The following is an 11,387-nucleotide window of genomic DNA, read 5'->3' as shown; positions in this document are numbered from 1 at the left end:
CTAGTATATGTAGTGCCAATGTTTGAAGACATGTTCCAGAGCTTCGGCGCCGATCTACCAGCCTTCACACGAATGGTCGTAGATTTGTCGGAGTGGATGCAGGCTTATTGGTATTACATACTCGCTGGGATCATTGCGTCAGTCTTTGCCATAAAGAAAGTTCATCAGAACTCATTGAAATTTCGCGAAGGCATGGACAGATTCATGTTGAAGGCGCCAGTTGTTGGGAACATTATTTATAAATCTGCTGTTGCCCGTTTCGGTCGCGTTTTATCCACAACCTTTGCGGCCGGTGTGCCACTCGTCGATGCCCTAGACTCAGTTGCCGGAGCAGCCGGGAATTCAGTGTTTGAGAAGGCAATTATGAAAATTAAGGAAGACGTGTCTTCCGGTACCCAGCTGCAATACAGTATGAAAGAAAGCGGGGTATTCCCAGTCATGGCCGTTCAGCTTACCGCAATCGGCGAAGAGTCAGGTGCGCTGGACGCCATGCTTGAGAAGGTGGCCGACCACTACGAATCCGAGGTTGACGACGCTGTAGACAACCTAACAGCCTTGATGGAACCCATGATTATGTCGGTGCTCGGAGTTCTCATCGGCGGCCTCATCATCGCGATGTACCTACCAATCTTCCAGATGGGTGCTGTTGTCTAAATGACAGAAATTTTCCTCTACCTACAGCAGCATCCCAATGCTGCTTTTTTTTGCATCGCGCTGTTCGGCCTCCTCGTCGGCAGCTTCCTTAATGTGGTGATCTACCGACTCCCACGCATGATGGAGGCCGGCTGGCTGCAACAGTGCGAGCAGTTCCTCGCCGAACACCAGCAGCGAAAGGCTGACGCTACCAACAGCTCTGCAAACCCACAACACACAGCGGTAGCACCCGACCTCACCCACGAAGCCGACGCCCCCGCAGAGCAGGCCGACACACCACCGGTCATGACCCTCTCCAAGCCGGACTCCACCTGCCCGCACTGCGGCCACAAGATCCGCGCCTGGGAGAACATCCCCGTGCTCAGCTATCTCGCTTTGCGTGGCCGCTGCTCAGCCTGCAAGGCCAGCATCAGCCTGCGCTACCCGGTCATCGAGCTCCTAACCGCCCTGCTCGGCGTTATCTGCCTCAAGTTCATCGGCGTCAATACCGCCGGCCTGGCCGCAGTCGCGCTCAGCTGGACCCTGCTCACCCTGTCGATGATCGACTTCGACACCAAGCTTCTGCCAGACAGCATCACCATGCCGCTGCTTTGGGCCGGACTGATCGCCAACAGCTTCGGTCTCTTCACCGATCTGGAGTCCGCGTTATGGGGAGCAATAGCAGGCTATTTAAGCCTCTGGCTGGTCTTCCACGGCTTTCGCCTGCTCACAGGCAAGGAAGGCATGGGCTATGGTGATTTCAAGTTGCTGGCGGCCCTGGGGGCCTGGTTGGGCTGGCAAGTCCTGCCACTCATTATCCTGCTCTCGTCCTTCGTCGGTGCCATTCTGGGGCTCGGTCTTATCGTATTTAGAGGTCGCGACAGAAATATTCCAATTCCCTTTGGTCCATATCTTGCCATCGCAGGCTTCATCGCTTTACTCTGGGGCAATGCGATCATTTCTTCATACCTCTCAACTCTTTAGTCCACCAGCTAACGCTCAGCTGACGCCACTACAGGCTCCCCATTGAAGCCTGTAGTAGGCCTGACTGGCGGCATAGCCAGTGGCAAATCGACAGCGGCTGCCATATTTGCCGAGCTGGGTGTCGACTGTATCGATGCTGACGATGTCGCCAAAGCCATTGTCGCCAAGGGCGAACCGGCCCTGCAGCAAATCGCCGAACAATTCGGCCCTGATATCCTTCTGGAAAGCGGCGAACTCAACCGCCCCGCCCTGCGCAGTCTCGTGTTTTCCAACCCTGCCAAACTCAAGTGGCTCGAAGGCCTCACCCATCCCCTGGTTTACAAACGCCTGAAAGACTGGCGCGAGGGCATCAAAAGCCACTACGGCATACTCGTCTCACCACTCCTGCTGGAGCGACGGCAGCACCATACCGTAGACCGCGTGCTCCTCATCGACGTACCACCCGAGGTTCAAATCCAGCGAACCATGGCTCGCGATGGTTCCCGAGAACATGAAGCGCAGGCTATCATGGCGAGCCAAATGGCCAGGCACGAGAAAAAAGAGCTCGCCGACGACATCATTCTCAATGATGGCGACCTTGCCAGCCTACGCAAAAAAGTCCAATCACAGCATGATGCGTACATGAAGTTATGAAGACGATTACCGTGAATTGCCCGACCTGCCAGAAGCCGGTCAAATATATCCCCGAAAACGAGTTCAGACCCTTCTGCTGCGAGCGCTGCCAGATGATTGATCTCGGTGCCTGGGCAGAAGAAAGCTACAAGATCCCGGTCACGCCAACAGCTGAAGACCTGGATCATCTCATGGACGAACTCGATGGACAGGATGAATCCTCAGATGACAGAGATAGCAAACAATCCAATGGTTACCGCTGGCAGTGAGTGACTGTAAATTCTGCGGTATCGTCAAAGGCACTGAGACCGCCAGTATCATTCACCAGGACGATGACTGCCTGGCCATGATGGACCTCTTCCCCATCAGCCCAGGCCATCTGCTCATCATCCCGACCCGCCACGTCGAACGCTTCGATGAACTCACGCTCAAGGAACTCGATGCGCTGTCGCATTTGACCCACAAGCTCTCGGCAGCGGTAATGCTGACCCAATTAAAGGCGAAACAGCGACCTGACGGCTATAATATCCTCAACAATAACGACACCGTCGCTCAACAGCATGTTCCGCACCTGCATATCCATATCATTCCAAGATACAGGCGGGACCTACTCAAGGTTGGTGGCCATCTCCTCCTTCACGCGCCAGGATTATTCATTGCGAAAGCACGTCGCAAACGTCTCGACGAACAGGCCCAACTCATTGAATCGTCACTGGCTGGCCTATAGCCTCTGCCTGCTCACCGGTTTCGCCAGCATTTTCAGTAGTAGCCAGTTGATGGCCGAGGATGCTGGCGAGGCGATGTACGAAGAGCTCAAGCCCTACTTCAGGGACAGGGATCTCGAACCGGCCATGATGGAGCAGCCGCTGGACTGGTTGATCAACCAGCGCAACAACTGGTCTTCCCGCATCGGTACACTCGGCCGCAAGGTCGACGGGTTCTTTGGTGGCCGGGAGGCAGCGGACCGCAGTAACGACAGCTTCCTGAGAATCGGTCTGTTTTCCATCATCGAAGCTGGAGAGGCACCGGAGCTCGACCCCGACTTCAAGTTTCGTCTCGATCTGCCATCCACCAAAGAGCGATTCAAACTCGTATTGGAGTCGCAGACCGATGAATTCCTTGACCTGGAAAACCGCCGCAACCGGCAGGCAAGACAAGGCCGCGAGCGGGAAAGCAGTTCAGGCTTTCTGCGGTTCATATCGGAGCCGGAGCACTGGCAGTTCAATACTGACATCGGTATCCGCTTCAGGGTGCCGCTGGATCCCTTTGCGCGTTTCGAACTCGAACGTGAGTGGCCGCTGAAAAAGGAGTGGTTTTTCCGTTTCGAGCAGGCCTACTATTATTTTCATTCCGAAGGCTGGGGCCATCGCACACAGTTCTTCTTCGAGCGTGATCTGTCGGAAGACTATTTCCTGCGTCTGCTCACCCAGGCGCGCTTCGAACAGGAGGACGATACCTGGGACTTCTCCCAGTCAGCGACCCTGTTCCACCAGATCGATTTCCGCAGTGCCAGCCGCTATCAAATCGGCTGGATCGGCGAAAACCAGCCGCAGCCACGAACCAGCGAGTACTTCGTTAGCGCGACCTATCGGAAATCCGTCTATTCAAATTGGCTTTTCCTGGAAGTTACGCCGGCCCTCACTTTTTCTAGAGCCGAACTCAAGGAATATCTTGTGCCCATCAGAACCGATACCGGTCAGGGCTCACCGATTACCTCACCTGAGAACTACCGCGTGATCACCTTGTCTGAAGATACCGACTTCAAACCAGTGCCCAGCCTGACCATTGGTTTTGAAATGCTATTTTCGCAGTGAGCTTTATGTCCCAGAATCACGCAGAGCCAGGCAGCTACGAGATCCACCCAATCGCCTGGGTGCGCTCACCGTTCACGCAGAAATTTGGTGTGCCTCGCCAGGCCGGCCTGGCTGCAGTGCCTGTCGACATCGTTTTCGAGCCGGCTTATTCACGTCCCGAAGCCTTCGTCGGATTGAACGAGGCCAGTCATCTGTGGGTGATTGGACGCTTCCATCTAGCTTCGGCTGACGGCGATACGCCATCACTCTCGGTGCGTCCGCCACGGCTGGGTGGTAACCGCAGGATGGGGGTCTTCGCAACTCGCTCTTCGTTCCGACCCAATGGTCTCTCGTTGTCGGCGGTTCGGCTGCTGAGCATGGAGAGCAAGGCTGGTCACATGCACCTGACAGTCGAAGGCCTGGACCTGGTGGATGGCAGCCCGATTTTCGATGTAAAGCCCTACCTGCCCTACGCGGATGCCTTGCCGGAGGCTGAACTCGCTTGGGCGGAACAGTCACCGCAGCGCCTGGCCGTGGATCTGGCGCCGGGGCTAGGCAAGGAGTTCGACGCTATTGAGCAACAGCGTCCTGGTTTTCTGGAACAATTATGTTCGGTGCTTGAACTGGACCCCAGACCGGCCTACCACGCCAGGCGTGGTACAAGGGGCAATTCAGGGAGAAGCTATACCATTCAGTTTGGCGACTACGACGTCAGCTGGGCCGTGGAAGCTGACGGCAGCCTGCTGATACATTCAGTGCGCCAGCTACAGCCAAATCAGGAGTGAAAACCATCCACGGGCGGAAATGAGCCGGCGTAGCTGTCGATCCATTCTGACGCAGCTTCTTCACCCGTGAGCAGCCGCCCTTCCTTGGCATAGGTCTGGCGCTTGTACTGCTCGATGTGGCAAATCTGCTCGACCATTCTGGCGGCGAAGGCATCCTCGCTTTTCAGGAATGACAGACCCACTTCGTAAAGGTCTGCGGTGAACTGCCGACACCAGACGACCTGTGCTGAACAGCTGAATTCAGGGATCACGAAGGGAATACGCACCTGCACGATATCGTTCGGTGAATAGCTCTGGGTGGTGATGCAACTCACCCCGCCGCGACTCACGTTGTTCATTGGCAGGGTCGGGGCATGATGGTGGCTGGACAGCGCCGTAGTCCCCTCACTTCGCTCGAGTTCTATTGGTATATCTGTAGGGTGGCGGATGAATTGCCTCAATGCGTCTTTGTGTGTAGTGTTTCTGCTTTCAAGGACTGCCACGGCTGCTTCCTCGGCTGTTGTGATGCTATTGTTTAAACTCTTGTTATTGCATACGAAGCTCTATCACTTAAGGTAGATCCTCGGACTGCCTGCTTGCAAGTATGGAGACTGCTTTTTGAACGAATCTGTCGTTATTTCGCTGGCCGCGATTCTCTTCTTCGGGGTCGGCTCACAGTTCCTTGCCTGGAAGTTGAAGCTTCCATCCATACTTCTGCTCCTGCTCAGCGGTATTGCCCTCGGTCCGATCACCGGACTGCTCGACCCTGATGCGCTGTTTGGCGAGGCCCTGTTTCCGGCGGTCTCCTTCGCCGTCGCCATCATCCTGTTCGAAGGCGGCCTCAGCCTGAAGATCAGGGAGCTCAAGGCCACCTCGGTGGTGGTGCAGCGCCTCATCAGTGTAGGCATCGTGGCCACATGGGTACTCTGTACGGTCTTTGCCAAATACACCCTGGACCTGCCCTGGATGCTGGCCGCCCTGCTCGGCTCCATTCTGACAGTGACTGGGCCCACCGTGGTCCTGCCGCTGTTGATGCTGGTTCGCCCCAAAGGTCACGTCAATTCCGTGCTGAAATGGGAGGGCATCCTCAACGACCCCGTCGGCGCCCTGCTCGCGGTTCTTGTCTTTGAAGTAGTCATTACGGCGAATCTTGGCTCCGCGACATCAGTATTTGTACAGGGTTTCGGCCTCACCATCGTGGTCGGTGGCCTACTGGGGCTCGGGATGGGCATGCTCATGACACTGGCCATGCGCCACCATTGGGTACCGGAGTTCCTCTCCAATACGTTTACGCTCACAGCCGTGCTGGTGCTGTTTACCGTGTCCAACCTGATCCAGCACGAAAGCGGGCTGTTCAGTGTGACCATCATGGGTATCTATCTGGGCAACCAGAAGCTGGTGTCCATCCGTAACCTGGTGGGCTTCAAGGAAGACCTTCGGGTGCTGCTACTGTCTGCGCTCTTCATCATACTGGCGGCCCGCCTGCAGATCGCAGACCTGCAACAGATACACATTGGCAGCTTCATTTTCCTCGGCCTGTTGATTCTGGTCGTGAGGCCGGTCGCCGTGGCATTGTCCACCATCGGTAGCCCCCTCACCACGGGTGAACGGGTCTTCATCGCCGCCATGGCGCCACGAGGCATTGTCGCGGCGGCGATTACTTCGCTGTTTGCCGTACGCCTGCAGGCCATGGACTACCCCGGCGCCGATGTACTGGCCCCAAACATGTTCTTCATCATCATCGGCTCGATTCTCATTTATGGCCTGGCAGCCAGACCGCTGGCGAAGAAGCTCGATCTGGGCGATGACGAACCCCAGGGCGCTATTATTCTGGGATCCAACACCTTTTCACGCGCTTTCGCCAAGACGCTACAGAAAGACAATTTCGGTGTCCTGCTCATCGATGCGCGCTGGGCAAACATCAAGGAAGCGCGCATGGAAGGCATTCCCACCTATCTCGGCAACGTGCTGTCCGAGCACGCTACCGATAATGTCAGCTACACCGGCATCGGCCGTTTCATTGCGCTCACGCCGAACCTGGAGCTCAACTCCCTGGCCTGTATCCGCTTCTCCGATGTGTTCGGCGTGGCCGAGACCTATCAGCTTGGCGAGCTCGAGGACAAGGACAAGCCGCAGCAGAGCGTGCCTGACGATCTTTCGGGCATTCCGCTGTTCAGGAGCAATGCTACATACAACTACCTCATGACGAGGATGAACGCCGGGTCTATCGTCAAGCGCACGCAGCTGTCGAACGATTTCACTTACGAGCAGTTCAAGAGTCAGAACGAAAATCGTGATCCCCTGTTGCTGTGTGTCATTACGGAACAGCGCGAACTTCTCCTGGCGAGCAGCAAGCGGTCGCTGCAGCCGAAGCCAGGTCATATCATCATCACCCTGCTGGATGCGGAAGCCTGATGCGAGCTCACTGCCAGACGGTCTGCCTGCTTGCCCTGATATCAACGAGCCATGCCGTGCTCGCAGCTGAACGACTGGAAACGGCTCTGGACATCGATAACCTGTCGCCCCAGGCCCTGGGCTTTGGGCTGGTCGAACTCCAGCCCCATGCCGTGACCGAGCTGACTGGGTCGATTCAGCATAGTGTGTCCAACCAGTACGTCTTTGATCGCAAGCCGACCGAAGGTGTCGTCTTCGATGGTGAGCTCAACCTGACCCGTCTTGCACTCAGATACCCACTGGAGACGAGCCTGCCCGGCCAGGCCGAGCTGTTTGGCAGCGTTGGCTACTATCATCATGGTGAAGGCGTCATGGACGATTTCATCGTGAATTGGCACAGTTGGTTTGGTTTTCCGGAAGGCGGCCGCTCAGACGGGAACAGTGATGCCTTTCGTTATCAGTACGCACGCGACGACGAGCTGTTGATAGATAATACGAGCGCTGACTCCGGCATTGGCGATCTCAGACTCGGCGCCCGCTACGAGCTAGGCAACGATATGTTGCCGCTGACGGTGCAGATGCAGGTCGAATTGCCGACTGGCGATGCTGGTCGCTTCACCGGTAACGACGATATCGATGTTGGTCTGGGTTTGTCTGGCAGTGCTGGCAGCAAGATAGGCGATCGCCATGCGGCGGTTTATTACGGCGGCGGCCTGAATTACATCGGGCTCAACCGCTTCGGCGCCAGTGCAGGCAAGATCATCGATCAGCTTCACTGGGTCGGTAATGCCCGAGCCGGGGTGCTGTATGGTCAGCCGGGCGCCTGGAAGGTTCAGGCCCAGCTCGATTACCACAGTAAGCAGTTTCGCAGCGAACTGGAGCCGTTGTATGCCACGGCCTTTCAGCTGTCTCTGTCCGGTACGGGCTACCTGAGCCGGCAACTGGCCCTTCAGGCGGGTTTCATCGAGGATTTGAGAACCCGTATATCACCTGACTTCGTCATCTTCGTCAGTCTGTTATGGTCTGGCGCTGACGCTTGAACCCTACACGCACGATAGAGACAGCAGACTTATGTTGAATAACCCGAACTTCCAGATACCGCTCACAACCTCCAAGTGGCGCAGCGGCGCGGCGGCACTGTCGGCAGCGGTCCTGGGCATGTCAGCCTTCGTGCCCGCTCAGGCTTCCGAGCTCGATATCGCGCTCAGTGAAGATTCCGTCGCAGTCGACCTCAGATTTCTCAATGAAGAGCGCAGCCTCAGATCCTCCGCCGGCATCGTCTATCGCGAAGGCGGCTCCAGAGTGTTCGATCTCGAATTACTCGCCCTGGGGCAGACAGCTATCGGCAATCTACCCACTACTGTCGGTATCGGCGGACAGCTGGATCTGTTCAATGGCGATGACCTCGAAGGTGGCGCGCTGCCCATTGGTGGCTTCGTCCAGTTCAATATTCCACAGGTACCGGGCCTCGGCTACACGGCAGCGGCCTTCGTCGCACCGTCGATTACGGCTTTCGGCGATGCAGATCGATTCTGGCGCTTCGATACCAAGGTGACCTATCGCATCATTCGGGCGGCAGACGTCTATCTGGGCTATCGCCACCTGCATGCCAAGGCAGAGGAAGGCTCAGATGTATCACTCGAAGAAAGTTTCCACCTGGGCTTCAGACTGCAGTTTTGAGCTCTGAATCCGGTATCGCTGCAGCGGCTGTGGCACACTGCAGCAACCCGATCTTACCGCTTTCAACGTAGACAGGAATCATGATCAAGACCAGCGCCCCCTCCAGCATCGTGACGATGCTCTCCGACCTGCTCCACCGATCCAGGGCAGGCGTACTGCCATTCCTGGCTATGTTGGTGTTTACCGCATGTGATGGCTCGACGTCTACCGATAGAATTCGTGACCAGGGCCAGCTGCCTCCCCCGAGCTGTACCGAGGATTTCGAGCAGGTAGAGTGCCCCGACCAGCCCGCCAGAGCCCAGAATATCTTCGTCAGCGTTGTGGACAACGAAGGCAACCTGCTGAATGCAGATATCAAGGTACTGCAGTTCATGGCCAGTGGAGAAGCCTTCGATGGCTTCGCTGTCGCCGAAGCGGATTATCAGGTGGGTCTCGGTGCCGACGGTCGCTTTACCGTCGCATTCGAGACTGCCATACCCACACGGCTGGACCTCTGGTTCGAAGCCACCTTGAGCGATGGCACCGTATTGCGACGTGGACTGCCCAGCTCCGATCGTAATGTCGAAATCTCGCCAAAAACCGAATATGCCACGCGCGCCTTCCTCTCGGCATTGAACGGCAATAGTACGCGCCTCAACAACCTGATTCCCTGTGCCACACGCGACGACAACTGCCAGACTCAGGACGACACTGTGCTTCGTTACTGGCGTGCACTGTTTGCGACCACTGAAGAATTTGAACTGGGCCTCCCGGCATCGCTCGACCTCGGCGGCACGATTGCTGCGCTCGACCAGCAGCCTGTGTTCAAGAACACTGTCGACCAGCTGGTGGCCACGATAATCGCCGACAAGGTGCCGAACCCGACCTCGGCTGAAGACACCAACCCCAAACTGCTGGACCGTGCGGGCACCTACCATTCAGCCAGCTTTACCATGAGCCTTGGCCAGGGCATGCCGGGTACTGCCAGTCCATCGGCCATTTTCGCCAATGCTCTCGATACCATCGTCGCCGTGAGCAGCACAACGCAGGAAGCGCAGCTGGCCTATCCCCAGCTGACCTATACACCAGCCATCGTGAGCCGAATCACCGAAACCATTCCCTTCAGTCGCTTGAGCAATACCCGTGGCGCCGATGGTCAATATCGCTTGCCACTCGACACTGAAACCCGCAGCGAAATCAACTTTCTGGCGCGGGGCATACCGACAGTGCTGCGGCGCAATGCGAATTTCGAGCTGACACAGCTGGAAGTTCAGGATGTCGTTGGCGAGCAATCGGCGGCGCCCACCGGCTACGTCTCGGAGCCCTACTCAGCACTGCTGTATTCACTTCGCGGTAATGTCAGTAGCGGTGATGAGCGTGGTGAAAGCTTCAGTGACTCTTTGGCATCAGCTTTTTTTCAGGATGCTGAATTCGTCGAGTTGGTGGATCAGAGCGGCTCCGGGCTGCAACGTGCCCAGACCCTCGAAAATGTTCATGCCGTTACCTGGAACTTCCATTCCAAGCGCAGCACCTTCGGCAATGAAAACGTCGAGCGCAGGGATTTCAGTCTCGAGCGAGTGGCCGAGGGTCGCTATGGCTTCGTCACCGTGAGCGAGCTGTTTGGTATCGACCCTGCCGTCAGCCTTTTCAGCTCTATCGAGCTCTGGTCGTTCGACGCGGCTGGCGACAGTGTCTCGGTATCCAGACCCGATGCCAGTGCTGCGGAGAATATCAGCGGTCACCCCCTGTTCTACACCGTGCGCACCGCCCTGAATTCGGACGACTCCCGCCTGCCGCCAACGATTATCGGTGAGAGCCCGACGACGCTCGATGCGGCGTTGTTGTTCAACAGACAGCTCGTCACCGGACTGGACAACGTTCAGCGCCAGGAAGACATCCCACGTGGCCGCCTTCGTGTCGGCAATCTGCGTGGCTTCAGTGATGCCGCTGGCAATATTCTGACTTTCTCGATAGATGACCAGACCACCGCTGAGTTTGGTGGCCAGATTGGCACCGGTCTGTATCCAGTGAGAGGGCGCGGCATCGGACATGCTGTGAAAATAAGCACAGAGCAACCTGAACTGGCGAACAAACGCTTTAGACTGGCAGGCCATACCCTTGGCTTCCTGCCTGAAGTGAACCGTCTGAGCACCTTTGACGACAGCACACTGAGCTTTGGTCCCGACCTGACCCCAACGCTGACCCTTGTTGAGCGCTATACCGAGCAAGTCGCACGCACCTCAGAAGTTCGTCCGTTCGCGAGCCGGACGCTTGGCACTGTGACCGCGACGGCTTCGCCACTGGCAGCCGGCCCCATTGGGAACGCGGTCGCCATGACCTTCCCGGACCCTACAGGCGGACCTGACACAGTCAAACTCGAAGGCTTCGTCACTGCCGATGAACATCTGCTCGTCATGCGAATGCAGTTTGGTGACCGTGTGGGCCTGGTGTATGGCTTCCTCGAACGCGTGCTACCCGTTAATTGAGCAAGTCAAACGGATTCAGCGTGGCGCTGGTGACTGACTATTGATGATTCAGCGTCGTCGCG

12 protein-coding genes are annotated in these 11,387 nt (G+C 56.9%); 11 read left to right on the top strand and 1 reads right to left on the bottom strand.

Translation table 11 applies throughout. The annotated features are described in order from the left end of the window. The 7 genes from ABD735_RS16560 to tsaA form a co-directional block, all read left to right on the top strand. Positions 1–654, top strand: a 654-nt coding sequence (locus ABD735_RS16560) for a type II secretion system F family protein (RefSeq protein ID WP_344808501.1), incomplete at its 5' end; no start/stop codon positions are given. Beyond that, positions 655–1,617 (top strand): prepilin peptidase, encoded by a 963-nt coding sequence (locus ABD735_RS16555; RefSeq protein WP_344808499.1) that lies wholly within the window; start codon positions 655–657, stop codon positions 1,615–1,617. It begins immediately after the preceding gene. A gap of 42 nt (positions 1,618–1,659) precedes the next feature. Then, the gene (coaE, locus tag ABD735_RS16550) at positions 1,660–2,250 is read left to right on the top strand and encodes a dephospho-CoA kinase (RefSeq protein ID WP_344808497.1); all 591 of its coding nucleotides are present in this window, start codon (positions 1,660–1,662) and stop codon (positions 2,248–2,250) included. Beyond that, entirely contained in the window at positions 2,247–2,498 is a 252-nt protein-coding gene (yacG, locus tag ABD735_RS16545) for a DNA gyrase inhibitor YacG (RefSeq protein WP_344808495.1), read from the top strand. Before coaE ends, yacG begins: the two co-directional genes overlap by 4 nt. Beyond that, the gene (locus ABD735_RS16540) at positions 2,495–2,956 is read left to right on the top strand and encodes an HIT family protein (RefSeq protein ID WP_344808493.1); all 462 of its coding nucleotides are present in this window, start codon (positions 2,495–2,497) and stop codon (positions 2,954–2,956) included. Before yacG ends, ABD735_RS16540 begins: the two co-directional genes overlap by 4 nt. Continuing rightward, the gene (locus ABD735_RS16535) at positions 2,886–4,043 is read left to right on the top strand and encodes a hypothetical protein (protein WP_344808491.1); all 1,158 of its coding nucleotides are present in this window, start codon (positions 2,886–2,888) and stop codon (positions 4,041–4,043) included. The genes ABD735_RS16540 and ABD735_RS16535 overlap by 71 nt, the downstream gene beginning before the upstream one ends. A gap of 5 nt (positions 4,044–4,048) precedes the next feature. Beyond that, a complete protein-coding gene (tsaA, locus tag ABD735_RS16530) occupies positions 4,049–4,807 on the top strand; it encodes a tRNA (N6-threonylcarbamoyladenosine(37)-N6)-methyltransferase TrmO (protein WP_344808489.1) in 759 nt (252 codons plus the stop codon). Here the strand turns inward: tsaA and ABD735_RS16525 are convergent. Further along, positions 4,798–5,289 (bottom strand): PilZ domain-containing protein, encoded by a 492-nt coding sequence (locus ABD735_RS16525; protein ID WP_344808487.1) that lies wholly within the window; start codon positions 5,287–5,289, stop codon positions 4,798–4,800. The genes tsaA and ABD735_RS16525 overlap by 10 nt on opposite strands. Positions 5,290–5,404: 115 nt before the next feature. Between ABD735_RS16525 and ABD735_RS16520 the strand changes: the two genes are divergently transcribed. The 4 genes from ABD735_RS16520 to ABD735_RS16505 all read left to right on the top strand — a co-directional run bounded on the left by ABD735_RS16520 (position 5,405) and on the right by ABD735_RS16505 (position 11,325). Further along, positions 5,405–7,201, top strand: coding sequence for a cation:proton antiporter (locus ABD735_RS16520; RefSeq protein ID WP_344808485.1), 1,797 nt, complete (start codon positions 5,405–5,407; stop codon positions 7,199–7,201). Further along, positions 7,201–8,220: a DUF3187 family protein gene (locus tag ABD735_RS16515; protein ID WP_344808483.1), complete on the top strand. Its 1,020-nt coding sequence runs from the start codon at positions 7,201–7,203 to the stop codon at positions 8,218–8,220. The genes ABD735_RS16520 and ABD735_RS16515 overlap by 1 nt, the downstream gene beginning before the upstream one ends. A gap of 31 nt (positions 8,221–8,251) precedes the next feature. Continuing rightward, positions 8,252–8,860 carry a YfaZ family outer membrane protein gene (locus ABD735_RS16510; protein ID WP_344808481.1) on the top strand — a complete coding sequence of 203 codons (609 nt, stop codon included), beginning with the start codon at positions 8,252–8,254 and terminating at the stop codon, positions 8,858–8,860. An 80-nt stretch (positions 8,861–8,940) separates the two neighbouring features. Next, complete coding sequence (locus ABD735_RS16505) at positions 8,941–11,325, top strand: hypothetical protein (RefSeq protein WP_344808479.1); 2,385 nt, start codon at positions 8,941–8,943, stop codon at positions 11,323–11,325. Positions 11,326–11,387 lie beyond the last annotated feature (62 nt).

The sequence above is a fragment of the Allohahella marinimesophila genome, assembly GCF_039538005.1.
GTDB lineage: Bacteria > Pseudomonadota > Gammaproteobacteria > Pseudomonadales > Oleiphilaceae > Allohahella > Allohahella marinimesophila.
The sequence above is the reverse complement of the archived record's forward strand: the minus strand, read 5'-3'. Positions and strand labels throughout refer to the sequence as shown.

Coding starts and splice junctions, on each gene's coding strand:
- ABD735_RS16555 (WP_344808499.1), top strand. CDS start 655: ATGACAGAAATTTTCCTCTACCTACAGCAGCATCCCAATGCTGCTTTT.
- ABD735_RS16505 (WP_344808479.1), top strand. CDS start 8,941: ATGATCAAGACCAGCGCCCCCTCCAGCATCGTGACGATGCTCTCCGAC.
- yacG (WP_344808495.1), top strand. CDS start 2,247: ATGAAGACGATTACCGTGAATTGCCCGACCTGCCAGAAGCCGGTCAAA.
- tsaA (WP_344808489.1), top strand. CDS start 4,049: ATGTCCCAGAATCACGCAGAGCCAGGCAGCTACGAGATCCACCCAATC.
- ABD735_RS16515 (WP_344808483.1), top strand. CDS start 7,201: ATGCGAGCTCACTGCCAGACGGTCTGCCTGCTTGCCCTGATATCAACG.
- ABD735_RS16510 (WP_344808481.1), top strand. CDS start 8,252: ATGTTGAATAACCCGAACTTCCAGATACCGCTCACAACCTCCAAGTGG.